At 46.0% G+C, this 17,943-nt stretch carries 20 protein-coding genes; 12 read left to right on the forward strand and 8 right to left on the reverse strand.

Annotated elements, in window-relative coordinates; all coding sequences use genetic code 11:
- Positions 1-54: 54 nt before the first annotated feature.
- Entirely contained in the window at positions 55-1,791 is a 1,737-nt protein-coding gene (gene mutL / locus HFV01_RS27905) for a DNA mismatch repair endonuclease MutL (protein WP_193520620.1), read from the reverse strand.
- The gene (locus HFV01_RS27910) at positions 1,788-2,264 is read right to left on the reverse strand and encodes a hypothetical protein (protein WP_006622521.1); all 477 of its coding nucleotides are present in this window, start codon (positions 2,262-2,264) and stop codon (positions 1,788-1,790) included. The genes mutL and HFV01_RS27910 overlap by 4 nt, the downstream gene beginning before the upstream one ends.
- 21 nt (positions 2,265-2,285) lie before the next feature.
- Here HFV01_RS27910 and petN point away from each other — a divergent pair, with 21 nt between their 5' ends.
- Positions 2,286-2,375 carry a cytochrome b6-f complex subunit PetN gene (gene petN / locus HFV01_RS27915; RefSeq protein WP_006615846.1) on the forward strand — a complete coding sequence of 30 codons (90 nt, stop codon included), beginning with the start codon at positions 2,286-2,288 and terminating at the stop codon, positions 2,373-2,375.
- Between the two features lie 705 nt (positions 2,376-3,080).
- Positions 3,081-3,302: a DUF167 domain-containing protein gene (locus HFV01_RS27920; protein ID WP_006622522.1), complete on the forward strand. Its 222-nt coding sequence runs from the start codon at positions 3,081-3,083 to the stop codon at positions 3,300-3,302.
- Between the two features lie 1,447 nt (positions 3,303-4,749).
- Here HFV01_RS27920 and HFV01_RS27925 read toward each other — a convergent pair.
- The 5 genes from HFV01_RS27925 to bioB all read right to left on the reverse strand — a co-directional run bounded on the left by HFV01_RS27925 (position 4,750) and on the right by bioB (position 9,631).
- Positions 4,750-5,775, reverse strand: coding sequence for an ABC transporter substrate-binding protein (locus HFV01_RS27925; RefSeq protein ID WP_193520621.1), 1,026 nt, complete (start codon positions 5,773-5,775; stop codon positions 4,750-4,752).
- 106 nt (positions 5,776-5,881) lie between these two features.
- Entirely contained in the window at positions 5,882-7,141 is a 1,260-nt protein-coding gene (locus tag HFV01_RS27930; RefSeq protein ID WP_193520622.1) for an FAD-dependent hydroxylase, read from the reverse strand.
- A 258-nt stretch (positions 7,142-7,399) separates the two neighbouring features.
- Positions 7,400-7,876, reverse strand: coding sequence for a signal peptidase II (lspA, locus tag HFV01_RS27935; protein ID WP_006622525.1), 477 nt, complete (start codon positions 7,874-7,876; stop codon positions 7,400-7,402).
- A gap of 16 nt (positions 7,877-7,892) precedes the next feature.
- Positions 7,893-8,477 (reverse strand): biotin transporter BioY, encoded by a 585-nt coding sequence (locus tag HFV01_RS27940; RefSeq protein ID WP_006622526.1) that lies wholly within the window; start codon positions 8,475-8,477, stop codon positions 7,893-7,895.
- Positions 8,478-8,488: 11 nt separating this feature from the next.
- A complete protein-coding gene (gene bioB, locus HFV01_RS27945; RefSeq protein WP_006622527.1) occupies positions 8,489-9,631 on the reverse strand; it encodes a biotin synthase BioB in 1,143 nt (380 codons plus the stop codon).
- Between the two features lie 512 nt (positions 9,632-10,143).
- On the opposite strand from bioB, the gene pstS reads away from it, so the two are divergent.
- The 5 genes from pstS (at position 10,144) to pstB (HFV01_RS27970) (ending at position 15,324) form a co-directional block, all read left to right on the forward strand.
- Positions 10,144-11,220: a phosphate ABC transporter substrate-binding protein PstS gene (gene pstS / locus HFV01_RS27950; protein ID WP_006622529.1), complete on the forward strand. Its 1,077-nt coding sequence runs from the start codon at positions 10,144-10,146 to the stop codon at positions 11,218-11,220.
- A 247-nt stretch (positions 11,221-11,467) separates the two neighbouring features.
- Positions 11,468-12,433, forward strand: coding sequence for a phosphate ABC transporter permease subunit PstC (gene pstC / locus HFV01_RS27955; RefSeq protein ID WP_006622530.1), 966 nt, complete (start codon positions 11,468-11,470; stop codon positions 12,431-12,433).
- A gap of 66 nt (positions 12,434-12,499) precedes the next feature.
- Entirely contained in the window at positions 12,500-13,405 is a 906-nt protein-coding gene (gene pstA / locus HFV01_RS27960) for a phosphate ABC transporter permease PstA (protein WP_193520623.1), read from the forward strand.
- 76 nt (positions 13,406-13,481) lie between these two features.
- Complete coding sequence (gene pstB, locus HFV01_RS27965) at positions 13,482-14,291, forward strand: phosphate ABC transporter ATP-binding protein PstB (RefSeq protein ID WP_008056317.1); 810 nt, start codon at positions 13,482-13,484, stop codon at positions 14,289-14,291.
- Positions 14,292-14,496: 205 nt separating this feature from the next.
- Positions 14,497-15,324 carry a phosphate ABC transporter ATP-binding protein PstB gene (gene pstB / locus HFV01_RS27970; protein ID WP_006622533.1) on the forward strand — a complete coding sequence of 276 codons (828 nt, stop codon included), beginning with the start codon at positions 14,497-14,499 and terminating at the stop codon, positions 15,322-15,324.
- 91 nt (positions 15,325-15,415) lie between these two features.
- Here the strand turns inward: pstB (HFV01_RS27970) and HFV01_RS27975 are convergent, their stop codons facing one another.
- Entirely contained in the window at positions 15,416-15,583 is a 168-nt protein-coding gene (locus HFV01_RS27975; RefSeq protein ID WP_006617869.1) for an NblA/ycf18 family protein, read from the reverse strand.
- A gap of 233 nt (positions 15,584-15,816) precedes the next feature.
- On the opposite strand from HFV01_RS27975, the gene HFV01_RS27980 reads away from it, so the two are divergent.
- From HFV01_RS27980 to HFV01_RS28000, 5 genes are all read left to right on the forward strand, one after another.
- Positions 15,817-16,410 carry a phycobiliprotein lyase gene (locus HFV01_RS27980; protein ID WP_006622534.1) on the forward strand — a complete coding sequence of 198 codons (594 nt, stop codon included), beginning with the start codon at positions 15,817-15,819 and terminating at the stop codon, positions 16,408-16,410.
- Between the two features lie 112 nt (positions 16,411-16,522).
- Positions 16,523-17,125, forward strand: a complete 603-nt coding sequence (locus tag HFV01_RS27985; RefSeq protein ID WP_006622536.1) for a Uma2 family endonuclease — start codon at positions 16,523-16,525, stop codon at positions 17,123-17,125.
- A gap of 54 nt (positions 17,126-17,179) precedes the next feature.
- Complete coding sequence (locus tag HFV01_RS27990; protein ID WP_193520624.1) at positions 17,180-17,320, forward strand: hypothetical protein; 141 nt, start codon at positions 17,180-17,182, stop codon at positions 17,318-17,320.
- A gap of 96 nt (positions 17,321-17,416) precedes the next feature.
- Positions 17,417-17,587, forward strand: a complete 171-nt coding sequence (locus tag HFV01_RS27995) for a hypothetical protein (RefSeq protein WP_160162565.1) — start codon at positions 17,417-17,419, stop codon at positions 17,585-17,587.
- 67 nt (positions 17,588-17,654) lie between these two features.
- Positions 17,655-17,909 carry a hypothetical protein gene (locus HFV01_RS28000; protein WP_152344006.1) on the forward strand — a complete coding sequence of 85 codons (255 nt, stop codon included), beginning with the start codon at positions 17,655-17,657 and terminating at the stop codon, positions 17,907-17,909.
- Positions 17,910-17,943: the final 34 nt, after the last annotated feature.

Here is a 17,943-nt window from a genome sequence, read left to right on the forward strand (position 1 = left end):
TTATATTAAGTAGCTTTTCGTCGATAATTACTCAGGGTCATTATCCCCATATCATCATAGGCCATGACTTTTGCCAATCACCCAACTGCGACGGAAAAATCGGGCTAGGGAAGATTCCTCTAAACTTAGGAAAATCGGACGACCGTGGGGACAAGTCCGGGGGGAACGGGTAGTCACCCATTGATCTAATAGGGTTTGCATTTCGGTTAAACTTAGGGGCGTGCCGTTGCGAATGGCACTGCGGCAAGCGGTGGCTACTTGGGCGGCCTGTAAATCGCCGCCATGGCTTAGTTCAATCAGCGCTTCTTGACAGTCTGGGCGATCGCACAGAATTTCTGGGGCGCTGCGGATGGCCCAGAGTCCCTCCCCAAAGGGGTCAACTTCCAAATTGAGGCGGGTTAGTTGTTCTAGTTGCGCCTCGGACAAATTCGCTAAGATGATCGGAGTTGACAGGGGGATTACTTGCCAACGCCTGCATAATTGTTCATAAATTACCCTTTCGTGGGCAATGTGTTGTTCTACTAACCACAAACCCTCTGGGTGTTCGGCCACAATATAGGTATTGTGAATTTGACCGATCGCTTTTAGTTTGGGAACATCAATTCTCTGGGGGTTTTCCGCTGATTCTAGGGGGGTGGGGCGGGTTCGGTATGAGGCAGTATCTTCCGAGACGCGCAACAGCTTCTCGATGGGATTAACCCCCGCTGAGAGACTTTCTGGGTTCAGCTTGAGAGTCTGAGCAATGGCTAGGTGAATTTGATCTTGCCAGTGTTTGAGATAATGTAAATAAATCTCGGCTTTGCTAGGATGGCGATTCCAATCAATTAAGGCGGGGTCGATATGCAGATGCACAAAACAAATCGGATAGCGATCGCGCCCACAGGTACGAGCAAAAGCCGATAATATCGTAGGCTCCAATTCGGGCGATCGCACCATACGACCATTAACTCCTATCTTAACCCAATCCTTGCGGCCACGTGAAGCGCGATCGGGCAGGCCAATCACCACCTCTAACCATGATTTCGATAGGTTTTGATGGCACTCTTCCAGCGATTCGGGGGGGTCTACATCCATTTTCAGATATTGCAGATCCCCCGCCCTGATACCCCTAATAAATTCTGGTAGCATCTGTTGGGTGGTCATGGCTGGCCCAAACCTGAGCCAGGGGCGATCGTTTTGGTGAATTTGCCATGTCACCTGGGGATGACACAGCGCTATCTGTTGTAACAACAGCTGCGCCCCCCGCAATTGTTGGGTCGCTGTCGGTCCGGCTGTGCGGCGCGAAGACCAGTTAGCAAACAGATTACTCACTCTTACTACAGTACCAGGTGCGATCGCCACCGCTTCCACCATTTCCGTCTCTCCCTGATGGTTATACACTACCCGCCATCCTGAACTTGGGGACGAGGAAAAACCAGGGCGACTGAGAATCTCTAAATCAGACAGTTGCGCGATACTGTGCAGCGCTTCTCCCCGAAACCCTAAACTGCTAATCTTTAATAAATCCCTTGCTGTCGCAATTTTACTGGTACTATGAGCCAGGGCAGCTAGTTTCAGGTTGGCTAAATTCATACCCTCCCCATTATCTGCCACCTCAATTCGCCATTGTTGCGGCCATAGAGAAACTGATATCCGCGTCGCCTTCGCATCAATGGCATTTTCTACCAATTCCCGCACCACCGCCGCCACTGAGTCTATCACTTCTCCTGCGGCTATCAGGTCAACGACTTCTTCTGACAGGATTTTAATGGAGTTCACAGTATATCTATAACCTGGTAAACCTTTGATCACTCCCCCTCTGAGGAAAAGTATTTAATCCAACCCCGCCGCATCCCTATCTCTACCATAATTCCCCCTACTGCAAACATCACTAAATTTTCTACCACCCAGAGGGCCATTTGTGCGAGAGGTTGGGGCGCTATATCCCATATAGCCAACCCCCGGACTAGACCGAAAGCAAACACCACCCCTAGTTTCAGTTGCGGGTTATTATCGCGGCGGACGGTGTAGCGATAAGTCACACCGAAGAGAAAGCCACTAATTATGGCGATCGCTCCCTTGACGATTAAATGCACATCCAAGGGTAGCCCCTCTCCTAGGATACCACTAACGGTCAACTCCATCATTAGGGCGATCGTCCCTACAGAAACACCCGCCCAAATACCCGCCACTAGGGACTGTATGCGTTCAGCCGGACTAAAGTTAGAAGATGGATGCGACTGGCTCAATTTCAGGATATGATAGCCTCTGAAGTCAATTTTCATCTGGTTTTGTAAAATACTACTATGGATATTTTGTCATTAGGTTGGGTTGGATTGTTAGTCGTCTTTACTTTCTCCATTTCAATGGTTGTCTGGGGTCGTAACGGCTTTTAGGCTATCCAGCATCACCAAAAACGAGGGTAAATTATCCTTTTCGCCCTCACTCACCAGTAGGGGCAAAAAATGTTTCGCCCCTACAACTTATTGATCCATTAATTCCCTGGTCACATAGGGCGGGTTTATTAATAGCCCAACCCGGAGGGCGGGTTTATTAATATTGTCTGGGAGAGTTGAGTTGACAGCCCAACCCGGAGGGCGGGTTTATTAATATTGTCTGGGAGAGTTGAGTTGACAGCATAACCCGGAGGGCGGGTTTATTAATATTGTCTGGGAGAGTTGAGTTGACAGCATAACCCGGAGGGCGGGTTTATTAATATGGTTTTGGAGAGTTGAGTTGACAGCAGAACCCGGAGGGCGGGTTTATTAATATGGTTTTGGAGAGTTGAGTTGACAGCATAACCCGGAGGGCGGGTTTATTAATATGGTTTTGGAGAGTTGAGTTGACAGCAGAACCCGGAGGGCGGGTTTATTAATATGGTTTTGGAGAGTTGAGTTGACAGCAGAACCCGGAGGGCGGGTTTATTAATATGGTTTTGGAGAGTTGAGTTGACAGCATAACCCGGAGGGCGGGTTTATTAATATGGTTTTGGAGAGTTGAGTTGACAGCAGAACCCGGAGGGCGGGTTTATTAATATGGTTTTGGAGAGTTGAGTTGACAGCAGAACCCGCCCCTACAATTATTAATTATTAATTATTAAAATGGCTTTTTTTAATATTCAAGTTAAACCCAATTCCCCACAGCAACTTATCCGAAAAGAAGCAGACGGTAGCCTAACCGTCTATCTCAAATCGCCACCAGTTGACGGGAAAGCAAATCAAGAATTAATTAAACTCCTCGCTAAAAAACTAGATGTTCCCAAATCTAACATTAAGATAAAATCTGGCTTATCTTCCCGCCGTAAATTAGTAGAAATTAGTTAATTTAACTGCCTTTATCCCAACCCACATCAATTATCCATTAATTACCGGGTGGGGTGGGGCGGGTTTATTAATATGGTCTTGGAGAGTTGAGTTGACAGCATAACCCGGAGGGCGGGTTTATTAATATTGTCGTCCAGAGGCGAGGTCACACCATAACCCGGAGGGCGGGTTTATTAATATTGTCGTCCGGAGGCGAGGTCACACCATAACCCGGAGGGCGGGTTTATTAATATTGTCGTCCGGAGGCGAGGTCACACCATAACCCGGAGGGCGGGTTTATTAATATTGTCGTCCGGAGGCGAGGTCACACCATAACCCGGAGGGCGGGTTTATTAATATGGTTTTGGAGAGTTGAGTTGACAGCAGAACCCGGAGGGCGGGTTTATTAATATGGTTTTGGAGAGTTGAGTTGACAGCAGAACCCGGAGGGCGGGTTTATTAATATGGTTTTGGAGAGTTGAGTTGACAGCAGAACCCGGAGGGCGGGTTTATTAATATGGTTTTGGAGAGTTGAGTTGACAGCAGAACCCGGAGGGCGGGTTTATTAATATGGTTTTGGAGAGTTGAGTTGACAGCAGAACCCGGAGGGCGGGTTTATTAATATGGTTTTGGAGAGTTGAGTTGACAGCAGAACCCGGAGGGCGGGTTTATTAATATGGTTTTGGAGAGTTGAGTTGACAGCAGAACCCGGAGGGCGGGTTTATTAATATGGTTTTGGAGAGTTGAGTTGACAGCAGAACCCGGAGGGCGGGTTTATTAATATGGTTTTGGAGAGTTGAGTTGACAGCAGAACCCGGAGGGCGGGTTTATTAATATGGTTTTGGAGAGTTGAGTTGACAGCAGAACCCGGAGGGCGGGTTTATTAATATGGTTTTGGAGAGTTGAGTTGACAGCAGAACCCGGAGGGCGGGTTTATTAATATGGTTTTGGAGAGTTGAGTTGACAGCAGAACCCGGAGGGCGGGTTTATTAATATGGTTTTGGAGAGTTGAGTTGACAGCAGAACCCGGAGGGCGGGTTTATTAATATGGTTTTGGAGAGTTGAGTTGACAGCAGAACCCGGAGGGCGGGTTTATTAATATGGTTTTGGAGAGTTGAGTTGACAGCAGAACCCGGAGGGCGGGTTTATTAATATGGTTTTGGAGAGTTGAGTTGACAGCAGAACCCGGAGGGCGGGTTTATTAATATGGTTTTGGAGAGTTGAGTTGACAGCAGAACCCGGAGGGCGGGTTTATTAATATGGTTTTGGAGAGTTGAGTTGACAGCCCAACCCGGAGGGCGGGTTTATTAATATTGTCTGGGAGAGTTGAGTTGACAGCATAACCCGGAGGGCGGGTTTATTAATATGGTTTTGGAGAGTTGAGTTGACAGCAGAACCCGCCCCTACAATAATTAATTATTAATTATTAATTATTAATTATTAATTATTAATTATTAATTATTAATTATTAATTGATAAATCTATCATCTACTGAATTAGAGAATAATGGCACATCATTTATGATACCATACTTCTCGAATTTGGCAGCCATACTTTGCCAGCGATCGCTATTTATTTTCCCTAAATTCTTATCTGTAAGTCCCCCAGTGACATAATTAGCTACCTGTTTCAGAGAAGCTATTTGATAATCTAAATCGTCATACTCTCCACCGGGTTCTGCATAATTATTAACAATAATTTTCGCCGCCTTTTCCACATCATCCAAAGCCAACCGCCAACCCGCAAATGTCACCTCTAAAAATTTCTGCACTATTTCCGGGTGGTATTGTAATAGTTCATTATGGGCAAAAATTACCTGAACATAGGCATCATAACCATAATCACTAAATTTAATAATGTTAGGTGTAATCCCGGTTTTGGCAGCAAATCCAATCGGTTCGTCTACAATATAACATTGTACAGCATCTACTTCACCCCTCAGTAGCAGATCATGTTTTTCCTCTCCTGAAACTAGGATAATTTCAATGGCATGGGAGGGGATGTTATCATAACCCATAGCCATTTGCATAATCGAGTAACTTTCCCCCTCCATTCCTACCCGTTTCCCGATTAAATCTTGTAAGTCATAAATCTGACTATTTGGCATCGACATTAACCCCAAAGGGGAATTTTGGAACATCGTAGCTATAGCTTTTATCGGTTGACCCGCAATTTGGGCATTCATAATAATATCCTGTTCACAACAACCAATAATCGCCGGATTTTTGGCTACTTGATTAGTTACAATCATCGCCGTTTCTCCCGGTCTAATTTCTACCGCCAAACCACTGCTTTTATAGAGATTATAATAATCAGCCAGCAACACCCCAGCAAATTGGGCATTATATTTCCAGTCTAACTGCATAATAATTTGATCAGGGTGTGTAGCTAACTCATTAGCAGCTACAGCCGCCGGACCTCTCAACTTATCTAGCAGTAAAGACCCCCCCAGAAAAGCAGAAGTTTTTAAAAATTGGCGACGATTGATAATCATGGTCTAAATTACTGATATATAGCGATCGCTTTTAAGATACTCCCACCCTTGGTCAAAAATCAACCCCTCAGCATCACCCCCACCCCCATAATTGATAACTCCCTATTTACTTACATTCAGTAATTTGGGGCGCGCGTCCAAATAATCCCGTCATTATTCGTAATGACAAATAACGCAAAGGTCGGATTTTTTTTAATCCCCAAAGTCCCCAACGACGCAAGATAACTTTAGGTCGCCAATTCCCCGAAAACATCCGATCCAGAAAATCCGTAAACCCCAAAATTAACAGGTTTTCTCCCCGCCGCCATTTCTGATATCGGTTGAGAGTTTTCATGTCGCCAATATCTTCACCCGCTTGATAAGCCTTTTTCACAATTTCGGCGATCGCACCAGCATCACGAATCCCCATATTTAACCCTTGACCTCCCACCGGGTGACAACAATGCGCCGCATCTCCTACTAACGCTAATCTATGATTAACATAGCGATCGCTTTGCATCAATTGCACGGGAAACACTATGCGATCGCTCAATAATTCTAAGCGCCCCAAAACTCCACCCGTCCGATATTCTAGCAATTCCAAAAACTCCCCTTTATCCATTTTTTGCCACTCATGGGCTTGGCTATGGGGCGCAGTTAACACCACTTGACAGCGATTTCCCGGTAGCGGCAAAACTCCCATCGGTCCGCTTGACCAGAATTTTTCAAATGCTACATTATTATGATGTTTTTCTGTTTGAATCGTAAACGCTATACAGGACTGCCAATATTTCCAACCTTTCGTCTTAATTCCAGAGGCTTCACGCAAGGGAGATTTAGCACCATCAGCAGCTAGGACTAACCTCGCTTTAATGGTCTTAATTCCCTCCCCATTTTCTACCTCGATTTCGGCGCGATCGCTATAATAATTAACTTGTTTCACTGTCGCTGGACACCACCAATGCACCTCGGCGCAATCTTCCAGAAACCTTTGCATTGCTGTTAGGATAATCGAATGTTCTCCCACATATCCTAATGCTTCCGTCCCTAAGTCCCTCGGTTCAAAATTGATCACATTTGGATGATCGCTATCACTCAGACTAATTTGATAAAATGTCGTTATTTTGGGGAGAATGTCTCCCCACACCCCGATATCATCTAAAATGCGCCCAGTTTGTAACGTTAAAGCATAGGCTTGGCGACGACTGGCGGCGATCGCTTTTGGCTGAGGTTCAATTAGTGCTATTCTTAACCCAGAATTTCTTAGGCTACACGCTACTGTCGCCCCCACAATACCACCCCCCACAATTGCTATATCATAGTCTCCCTCACCCTTCACCGATTCTGCTATTATCGATTCTGCTGCTAACAATTCATTTACTACCATTGGCCCGCTATTACACTCAATGCTCCACTTTCATCTATCATACATAGTATATTGTTAAGTTTTGTAACAAAAAATTAATAAATGTTAAAAATTTTCGCTTTTTGGGGAGGGGGGTTGCTTTTGCGGCTGCCTTGCGCTATACTTTTATCATAATGGGATGTTTGCGATTTTTTTATTTTTGCCTATTTCTTATTATTGAGGATATGTCAATATCATAACAGAAAGCGGCGGTCGATGTCAACCCCTTGACCAGAAAAATTATGGGTGAGAATGGGGCTGAAAAGCAGCGATCAGCAAACAGATAATCCCGACATTAATAGAAATATCAGCGACATTAAACACAGGAAATTGAATCAGGCGGAAATCGAAGAAATCGACCACATGACCAGAAACAAAGCGATCGATACCGTTACCCAAAGCGCCGCCAAGAATCAAACCATATCCCCACTGTTCCCAGGAAATGAGCCGAGGGCCAAACCAAGCCCAAAGCATTAATCCCAGACTAACCAGCAGAGACAACCAACGCAGCCAATAAACACCGCCATTGCTGAACAAACTAAAAGCCGCCCCAGTATTAACGACATATGTAATATGAAAAATACCGGGTAAAATGGGGACAGTTTGGGGAGGGGTAGTCAACTCAAAAGTCTGCACGACCCAAAACTTAGTCAAATGATCTATCACCAAACTGATAGTTGCAGCTATCCAAAAAGTCGAGTTTTTTTTAAATCCCATGGAGGATAATTTTGAGTTAATAAAACATTAACCCCCGGAGGACATAGGATATAACAGTTACCGCACAAGCCACAGCCAACTGACCACCGAGGGGAGTAAGAGAATAGCTGTGAATAGCCGTCATGAGTGGAATTATGCGATCGCCTACATCATTCATCAAATGAGTAGCAACCAGATAAAGTATCCCCACCAAGTGAATAGTAATCAATCCACACAGACAGCTAAATCCCAGCAATTCCAACTTAGGATGATTACGAAAAGCCAAAAAACCACAGACCCAACCACCGGGAACAAAACCCAATAGATAGCCAAAGGTAGGCTCTGCGAGGTAGCCAAAGCCGCCGCCTTGGGAAAAAACAGGTAAAACCGTCAAACCCAAGGCTAGATAGGCAATTTGAGACATAGCCGCCGCATTTTTTCCCCCCATACACCCCACCAGTAGAACTGCTCCGATCTGATAGGTAACACCCAAGGAATGTATCTGAATGTTAGGCTGACTCCAAAGGCTAGAGGGGTCGGTGACAAACGCTTCCAAGAAGGTGCCACCGATAGTCAGAAGTACGCCAATGATCGCCCATAAAAATTCAACTGGTGGTATCAATTGTCAGGGAGTTATACTGAAGTTTTAGTCTGGTGTTTATGGTTGGGTTTTTGTCCGGGAATAGGAGCCTCTCCACCCTCAAGACCGAGAGACTCTAACATAGCCCGATCGCTTTCGGGAGGTTGACCCATAGTAGTTAGGTAATGTCCGATCAGCATGGCATTAATCCCCGCTTTCAGACCTAACCCTTGTAATTCTCCCATAACAGCTTCCCGTCCCCCTGCATATCGCAAAATTTGCTCTGGGAGGAGCAGGCGAAAAATAGCGATCGCTTTCAGTGCTTGATATGGGTCAAGACGGGAGCGCCCCCCCAAAGGGGTTCCTTCACGGGGGTTAAGTAGATTAATCGGAACCGACTCTACCTCAAGTTCCCGCAATGCTAAAGCCAGGTCAACACGGTCTTCCCAGCTTTCCCCCATACCGATAATGCCACCCGTACAGGCTTGAATACCAGCAGCCTTGATATTTTTCACAGTTTCAACGCGATCGTGCCAACTATGAGTCGTCACAATATTACCGTAAAAACTTTCGGAAGATTCCAGATTGTGATTGTACCTAGTCACACCTGCTTGCGCCAAAGCCTGAGCCTGTTCTGGGGTAATTTCTCCCAAAGCACAACAGGGTTTAATGGAAGTTTCCGCCTGAATACGGCGAACCGTCTCTAGGATCTGTTCAAACTCACTAGACTTGGGGCTATTGTACTTAATACCCCGTCCCTGAGAAACCAAACAAAACCGTTTCGCCCCAGCTTCTTCAGCAGCTTTCGCCTGAGCCAGAATTTCCTCTGGAGATTTTAGCCCATAAATAGGCGAATTTTCCCCAGGGTGGTGAACCGACTGGGAACAGAAACTGCAATTTTCCGAACAGTTCCCCGACTTGACATTAATAATGCTACATAAATCTACCATTATGCCACAACAGGCTTGACGTACTCGGTCCGCCGCCTCACACAGCAGCAGAATGTGATCATTTCCTTCGATCTTAGTCAGTGCGATCGCCTCTTCTCGACCAATGCGATCGCCCCCAATTACCCGGTCAGCCAGGGAATTGAGCCACTGCAATAGTTGCTCTGTTGTCTGACCCGTAGGTGTAAGCGACCAAGACTCAGCATTGAGTTGGGACTGACGGTTAGTTGATGGCAGTGCTTGAACCACGATTAAGCCTTAAACTGCGTAATTACCTTAATCTCCCCATCCTAGCATCATCTCACCCCAAGCTCAATGGCAACCCCACCCCGTGGCCATAGATGGCAATTGTTAATTATTCATTAATTTTCCTCCCCCTGGTAAAGTTAGGTGCTACTAAAATTTATCAATCTCCCCACAGATCAGACTAAATAAGCCGCCTTTCTTTGACATAAGATGTTCCCCCCAATTAGAATTTAATAAAAACAGCACCATACCAGCCACCTATAGTCAAGTTAGCCTTGATTAAGATTAGTTTAAGGTTAGGTTATCCTTGACAGAAAAACCAAGTTAAGCTAAATCTTTAGATTTTTTTCTAACCATAAACTCCCCTTGTGGAGTCATCAATCTTGTGGTAATTTCTTGTGTAGGTATCGGGCTTAAAGTCTGTTTTTGTACCTGAGTATCAAATTAAACCAGAACCTTAATCGGTTATTGTTCATCTGATTTCCTAGTCGTTTCACCAAGTGGACGTATTTTTCATGGTTCTCAATCGCAAAGTCCTTTTAGCAGTAGCCTCCCTACCAATACTATTGGGAGCAACCGCCTGCGCTCCCGGTCCCCAAGAAGGAGAAACTCGCGGCCAAAGGATATCCATTAGCGGCGCTGGGGCGACCTTCCCCGCCCCCCTATTTCAACGTTGGTTTGATGCCTATAACCGCCAGGTAGACCCCAACGTACAAGTTAGTTATCAGTCCGTCGGAAGTGGGGCTGGTTTAGAGCAGTACATCAATGGCACAGTAGACTTCGGAGCCAGTGAAGCACCAATCACAGACTCCGCCACTCGCACAGAATCCTTCATCGCCGCCCACGGTCACGATCCCATTCAACTTCCCTTAACCGGAGGGTTTGTTTCCTTCTCCTATAACCTACCCGGAGTTGAGAACCTCCAACTGAGACTATCTCGGCAAGCCTACTGTGGTATCGTGACCGGACAGATTACCCAATGGACTGATCCGGCGATCGCCGCCGATAACCCCAACCTCAATCTTCCTAACCTACCCATTATCTTCGCTCATCGTTCCGACGGTAGTGGAACCACCTTTGTATTTACTAACCACATCAATACAGTCTGTCCTGACTGGCCTGCTGGTGTCGGCACCTCCGTAGACTGGCCTATAGGTATTGGTGGTCAAGGAAACGAAGGTGTAGCCGCGGCCATTCAGCAAAACGAGGGAGCCATTGGATTCCTATCTTATGCCTACGCAGCCCTCAACAACATTGACTCAGCTTTAATCGAAAACCAAGCCGGAAACTTTATCACCCCATCTCCAGAAGCAGCAGCTAAAGCCTTACTTGATGAACCCGTACCCGATAACTTTGCTTTGCTAGTTCCTGACCCCTCCGGTGCTGAGTCTTACCCCATTGTCGGTCTAGTTTGGGTAATGATCTATCAAAACTATGAAGACGATGCCAAATGGCAAGCTCTGCGTCAGGTTTTTGAATGGTCTTTAGGTCCAGAAGGCAGAGCCTTAGCAGAAGAACTCCTTTTTGTTCCCACCCCCGATCCTTTAGTACAAAGGATTAAAGCTGTCTTTGACACCGTAAATGCCAACTAACAGATTCCCTTAGACAATTCAGGAGTGCCACATTTTTGGTACTCCTACTACCAAAACTTTTATCGAGTTGGGATATATAGCCCAGAGTCTGGGTGTGTTAACAAACCACTCCGTTAGCCTTTTCCGGTTCAATGGATAACTGACAACTACTCCCACACTTTCCTAGTCCCAGTTACTTCCTGAACATTTTGGCGATCGCTCCTTCCTGTAAATACTCAACTAATCAAAGTGGAGACAAAACAACATCATGACCCTGGTTGATCCATCAAATCAATTCACTAGCCGTAGCCTGGAAAAACGAACCAGCACCATTAGAGTCATCGATATCGGCTTCTGGGGATTAACCCTACTCCTGGCTATTGGTGCCGGAGCCGTTTTACTTTGGGTAATCCTACAAACAGCGATCGAAGCTACCCCCGCCATTCGCCAATTTGGTCTCGGTTTTTTAGTCAATACAACCTGGAACCCTGTAACCAACGTATATGGCGTGCTACCCCAAATTTATGGAACCTTAGTTACCGCCTTTATCGCTCTAGTAATTGCTGTTCCCCTCGGCATTGGGGTCGCTGTCTTCCTCACCGAAGGATTTGCTCCCAAATGGGTGACAACTCCCATCGCTTTTGCGATCGAGCTAATTGTAGCCATTCCTAGTGTGGTTTTAGGCATTTGGGGCATTTTTATCCTCATTCCCATGATCAGACCCGTTTTTAGATTTCTCAACAGCAACTTCGGTTGGATTCCCCTTTTTGGTGGTGCTACCCCCTCCGGTAATAACCTCTTACTGGTCGGTTTAGTCCTATCCATTATGATCGTCCCCATTATCATCTCGATTACCCGTAGCACCTTTGAAGTTTTACCCAGAGACCTCCGCAATGGTTCCCTCGCTTTAGGAGCCACCCGCTGGGAAACTATTCTCAGAGTCCTTATCCCCGCTGGCTTATCTGGGATTATCAGTTCCGTCATGTTGGGAATGGGTCGCGCTATGGGTGAAACTATGGTAGCCGCCATGCTAGTCGGTAACGCCAACCGCATTAACATATCATGGTTACAGCCCGGATCAACCATTACAGGTCTCATCGCCTCCCAGTTTGGCGAAGCCGGACGCACCCAAGTAGCCGCTCTCATGTATGCAGGTTTAGTCCTGATGATCCTATCCCTGGTCGTCAATATCTTGGCAGAACTCGTCATTCGTCGATTTCAGAATATTGAGTAAGGTTTCTGACTTTGACCTGAGTTTTTTGTTCACTCAATCCCCGATTAAGTTTAGCAAGCATAAATTATGGATAATCTAGGTCGTCAGCCTTCCTTTCCTTCTGAAGGCGATAGTTTCGATATCAGCGAGAAAACCATGGCTCGCCATCGCCGTCTCGTGGGACGGGTCTTAACAGTCTTAACCATGGTCTTTGCAGCCACAGTTGTCATTCCCTTGCTGTGGGTCCTCGTTAGCGTCTTTCAAAAAGGCGTAGGCGCTTTAGTCTTTCCCGATATCTTCACTAAATTACCACCCCCTCCCGGCCTCTCTGAGGGCGGTTTTGGTCATGCCATTATCGGTAGCTTAATGACCCTCGGAATTGCTACCATGATTGCTGTTCCCTTTGGTGTCATTGCCGCTATTTATCTAGCCGAGTTCGGTCGCGGCACTAAGTTAGCCTACTTGGTCAAGTTCTCCTGTAACGTACTTACCGGGGTTCCCGCCATTTTATGTGGCTTATTTGCTTACTCCATTGTCGTCAGACCCATGGGAGGATTTTCCGCTTTTTCCGGTGGGGTCGCTTTGGCTGTCTTGATGTTACCCATTATTATTCGCTCTACCGAAGAGGCTTTGTTATTGGTTCCTAATGAAATGCGGTTAGCTGCCACTGGTATTGGGGCTACCCGATTTCAAACTGTAGTGCAAATTGTCTTACCCGCCGCCCTAACTTCTATTGTCACAGGTGTTGTTCTCTCTGTCGCCCGCGCCTCTGGAGAAGCTGCACCCTTACTGTTTACCTCCTTTAACAATAACTTCTGGGCTGCTAATGTTTGGGAACCAGTTGCTACCCTACCTATCTTGATTTACTTTTTCTCGATTATTCCCTACAAAGCATCTCAGGCTTTGGCTTGGGCCGCCGCTTTGGTCCTGTTGTCACTTGTCCTTATTTTCAGCGTTTTAGCCCGCTATTTCAGCCGCAAAAAAACCTTTTAACTTACCCACCCCCTCCCTTTTTTTTGCTCACCTATTCTGCCTCACTGTTCTTTTAGCTTGACCAATTGGAGAAACCATGCAACAATATATTAGTGATGTGTCCGTAAATACTCGGCGCATTTTTGAGATTAAAAATCTATCGGTTTACTACAGCGGTGCGATCGCTCTCCGGGATGTTAACATGGATATCCTGGAGCGCAAGATTACCGCTTTTATTGGCCCCTCTGGCTGTGGTAAAAGTACCCTCTTACGCTGCTTTAACCGCACTAATGACCTGGTTCCTGGTGCTGAGGTTAAAGGGCTTTTGAATTACCGAGGTCAACCCCTCTATCGCAAGGGAGTTGATCCCGTTGTTGTCCGCCGCCGCATTGGTATGGTCTTTCAGCAGCCTAACCCTTTCCCTAAGACCATTTATGATAATGTCGCCTATGGTTTGCGCGTAAATGGAATTAAGGATAACTTAGATGAGAGGGTCGAAAAAGCCCTACGCAGCGCCGCCCTCTGGGATGAGGTTAAGGATAATATGAAAAAGTTGGGGACTTCTCTATCGGGAGGACAGCAGCAACGTTTATGTATCGCTAGGGCGATCGCTGTTCAACCCGATGTTATTTTGATGGATGAACCCTGTTCCGCTTTAGACCCCATTTCCACCATGCGAATTGAAGATTTGATGGCTGAACTAAAGGAACATTATACCATTGTCATTGTTACCCATAATATGCAGCAGGCTTCTCGCGTAGCTGATTATACCGCCTTCTTTAACGCCGAAGCCCTAGAAGGTGGTAAGCGCGTTGGTTATTTAGTCGAAGTAGATACCACTGAAAACATTTTTTCCTGTCCCCAAGACCAGCGAACTCATGATTATGTTAGTGGTCGTTTTGGCTAAACCATAAACCTCCATATATAGCAATATTACATGATGATTGGTAAAATTAAACCTACTCCCCCCGAATCCCATACGGCGGGGATGTTCATGGTTATCCTTAACTCTCATCACCCCGCTATATATCCCATTAATTCCCCAACTGTATTAATCAAGTTGTGGGGGTTCTATTTGTACAATTGCTCAACAATTCAGGAGTTAACTGCTCATGATGGATGCTAGTATTCCCGATACTGCTAATGTGACTGATACCGATATAGTCATCCATGCTGAAAATATTGATGTTTTCTATGGGGATTTTAAGGCAGTTCGCGGCGTGACTATGGACATTCTCCAAAAACGAGTAACCGCTTTTATCGGACCTTCTGGCTGCGGTAAAACTACTATTCTCCGCTGCTTTAATCGCATTAATGATTTGATTCCAGGCTTCAGGTTGTCCGGGAATATTTACTATCAGGGTCAGAATTTATACGATCCCATTGTCGATCCTGTCCAAGTGCGACGACAAATTGGTATGGTATTTCAGAAGCCTAACCCCTTCCCTAAGTCTATTTATGAAAATATCGCCTATGGGGTGCGCGTCAATGGTTTGGCTAAGTCTAAAGCTGATCTCGATGAAATTGTAGAGCGATCGCTCCGTCAGGCTGTACTGTGGGATGAAGTCAAGGACAAACTCCGACAAAGTGGTTTGGCTTTGTCTGGGGGTCAGCAACAACGTCTATGTATTGCGCGCGCGGTTTCCGTTCAACCTGATGTAATTCTCATGGATGAACCTTGCTCCGCTTTGGACCCTATTTCTACCATGCGGATTGAAGAACTCATTGTTGAGCTAAAACAACAATACACTATCATTATCGTTACCCATAATATGCAGCAAGCAACTAGGGTCGCTGATATGACTGCCTTTTTTAACGCTAAAGCCGAAGATGGTAGCAAGCGTTTTGGCTACCTCGTTGAGTTTAGCGATACTCACAGTCTGTTCCAAAATCCCCAAGAAGAAGCCACCCAACAATATGTTAGTGGTCGCTTTGGTTAAGCACAACCTATCCCCAAGAGGTCAGAAGCTACTTAATTAGCCCTGTCTGACCTCCCTCTGGTTGTGGTGATTGGTTGATGGTGTTTTGACGCTATGCGCCTTTCATCCAGTTTTTCAGTAAGTTATCCTTAACCATCCCTTGGCGAAAAACCTCGATTAGATACTCCTGAGCTTCTTCTAAACTTAGGTGTTTGACTTGTTCCTGGAGAACCTTGAGCTTGAATTGTTGCTCTATGCTTAGATTTCCTGGGGTTTGCATTGTTCGCTCCTCCTCTGAAATTCTAGGATTGAGACTACGGTTTTGGATTAAACCGTAATTTTTGTTTACCTGGAATGTAAATTATCGTAACATAAACTTGACAATCTGTCCATCATGGACATTTAGACACTAATCTATTTAACAAAACTTTGGATTTTCCGCTCTGATAGCCACAGACTCAGCCCTAACTGCCATAAAATAAACTGATAGCCGTCAGATTGGAGATTGAGTTAATGGATGCTATAGAATTTTTTAATATGAGTGCCGGAAGATGGCGATCGCTAAGGACTACCCATCACCTAGCTTTTCGTCAAGCCGAAAAAGGATTTTCTGATATCAATGTAACCTCCCTTACCGCTGATGACCCCCAGGTAGCCGAGATCTGCAAAATGCACGATATTGACCCGAGTTTGGCGGCGGGGGGCGCTCATGTCACCTGGAATGGCGAAATGGCTTGGGATAAGGAAGACGAAAATCATAAGGGTTCTACCGTATTTGCGATCGTACCAGACCCAGATGATCCGCGCCGGGGTCGAATGCTGCGGGAACGCGGTTATGCCGAAATTGTCCCCGTGATTGGACGTTTTGAGATGGACGAAGAGGACGGCTTAACCTTAATAACCGAATATGAAACCATGAGTTCCATTGAGCGTTTTTGGTTTGTGGGTCCTCATGTAAGAATGCGATCGAGTGCCGTCAAGCGGTTCGGAGGCTTCAACACCTCCACCTTCTGCACAGAAATCCGCATCGACTCTGATTCTAACACAACCACAACTTCCGAAGCCGACAAACCATCTGCTGATTTTATCTCAGCCTTTGGTTGGTAAAACCGTAACCCCCCTGAAGTCCCAAGGTTTTCAGGGGAGTTAGTTGTTGTGTTTTAGCGGCTACTAACTGGCTGGCTTTCAATAAACCATCAAAAACCATTATACCATAGCCATGACATCTATAACCACCGACAAAACATATACTTTTGAGGACTACCTCAAATATGATGATGGCACAGACAACCATTATGAATTAGTCAATGGACAATTAGAAATCATGAACCCACCAACCATCAGACATTTGCTAATCGCCGATTTTATCCGGGATACTTTAAAAGCCGAAATAACTCGGATGAATTCACCTTGGTTGTGTTTGAAAGAAGCCGGGGTGAGAACCTCACCGAGGAAGTCGCGATTGATGGATGTCTGTGTCGTATCCAGAGAAAAAGTTGTAGAATTGTTGGATGAATCGGCAGTTTTTCAAACGCCACCCATCCTAGTGGTGGAAGTGGTCAGTCCCGAATCGGTAAACCGGGATTATCGGTACAAAAGAACGGAATATGCGGCGGCGGAAATCCAGGAATATTGGATTGTAGATCCGATATTAAATAAGATATCGATTTTGCGGCTGGATGAGGGTTTATATGAAGAAACTGTGTTGACGGACAATCAACAAATAGTCTCTCAAGTTTTCCCGGAATTAAGGTTAAATATCGGAGACATTTTCGCAGCGGGCAATATTTTCACCTCCCCGGAAAATCCCCCGCAATCCTAAAAAGCGGGGTTATATCAGCCACGCAAACATTTAATAAACGGGGTTTCTAGTAGGTTGGCTGGTGCGATCGCTTTACAACACACTCGGACTCTAGTAGGTTGGGTGGAGCGATCGCTTTACACAAAACAGGCGGCTAGGCTGGGAGACTCTAGTAGGTTGGGTGGAGCGATCGCGAAACCCAACACAGTCGGCTAGGCTGGGAGTGGTTAAGTTTTGGTGGAGTTTACGGAGTTCACATAACCTACTCCTGGTGCGATCGCTTTACAACACACTCGGACTCTAGTAGGTTGGGTGGAGCGATCGCGAAACCCAACACAGTCGGCTAGGCTGGGAGTGGTTAAGTTTTGGTGGAGTTTACGGAGTTCACATAACCTACTCCTGGTGCGATCGCTTTACACAACACAGTCGGACTCTAGTAGGTTGGCTGGTGCGATCGCTTTACACAACACAGTCGGACTCTAGTAGGTTGGCTGGTGCGATCGCTTTACACAACAGACTCTGACTCTAGTAGGTTGGCTGGTGCGATCGCTTGACACAACACAGTCGGACTCTAGTAGGTTGGGTGGAGCGATCGCGAAACCCAACACAGTCGGCTAGGCTGGGAGTGGTTAAGTTTTTGTCAGGTTTCCTGGGTTCATATAACCTACTGATTTGTTGGGTTTACGGAGTTCACCCAACCTACTCCTGGTGCGATCGCTTTACACAAAACAGTCGGCTAGGCTGGGAGTGGTTAAGTTTTGGTGGGGTTTCCTGGGTTCACCCAACCTACTCCTGGTCATATTAAATCATGAAATATATGCTACAATTAGGAATAAAAT

The sequence above is a fragment of the Limnospira fusiformis SAG 85.79 genome (assembly GCF_012516315.1).
Classification (GTDB): Bacteria; Cyanobacteriota; Cyanobacteriia; order Cyanobacteriales; family Microcoleaceae; genus Limnospira; species Limnospira fusiformis.

Coding starts and splice junctions, on each gene's coding strand:
- HFV01_RS27910 (WP_006622521.1), bottom strand. CDS start 2,264: ATGAAAATTGACTTCAGAGGCTATCATATCCTGAAATTGAGCCAGTCG.
- petN (WP_006615846.1), top strand. CDS start 2,286: ATGGATATTTTGTCATTAGGTTGGGTTGGATTGTTAGTCGTCTTTACT.
- HFV01_RS27920 (WP_006622522.1), top strand. CDS start 3,081: ATGGCTTTTTTTAATATTCAAGTTAAACCCAATTCCCCACAGCAACTT.
- HFV01_RS27925 (WP_193520621.1), bottom strand. CDS start 5,775: ATGATTATCAATCGTCGCCAATTTTTAAAAACTTCTGCTTTTCTGGGG.
- HFV01_RS27930 (WP_193520622.1), bottom strand. CDS start 7,141: ATGGTAGTAAATGAATTGTTAGCAGCAGAATCGATAATAGCAGAATCG.
- lspA (WP_006622525.1), bottom strand. CDS start 7,876: ATGGGATTTAAAAAAAACTCGACTTTTTGGATAGCTGCAACTATCAGT.
- pstS (WP_006622529.1), top strand. CDS start 10,144: ATGGTTCTCAATCGCAAAGTCCTTTTAGCAGTAGCCTCCCTACCAATA.
- pstC (WP_006622530.1), top strand. CDS start 11,468: ATGACCCTGGTTGATCCATCAAATCAATTCACTAGCCGTAGCCTGGAA.
- pstA (WP_193520623.1), top strand. CDS start 12,500: ATGGATAATCTAGGTCGTCAGCCTTCCTTTCCTTCTGAAGGCGATAGT.
- pstB (WP_008056317.1), top strand. CDS start 13,482: ATGCAACAATATATTAGTGATGTGTCCGTAAATACTCGGCGCATTTTT.
- pstB (WP_006622533.1), top strand. CDS start 14,497: ATGATGGATGCTAGTATTCCCGATACTGCTAATGTGACTGATACCGAT.
- HFV01_RS27975 (WP_006617869.1), bottom strand. CDS start 15,583: ATGCAAACCCCAGGAAATCTAAGCATAGAGCAACAATTCAAGCTCAAG.
- HFV01_RS27980 (WP_006622534.1), top strand. CDS start 15,817: ATGGATGCTATAGAATTTTTTAATATGAGTGCCGGAAGATGGCGATCG.
- HFV01_RS27985 (WP_006622536.1), top strand. CDS start 16,523: ATGACATCTATAACCACCGACAAAACATATACTTTTGAGGACTACCTC.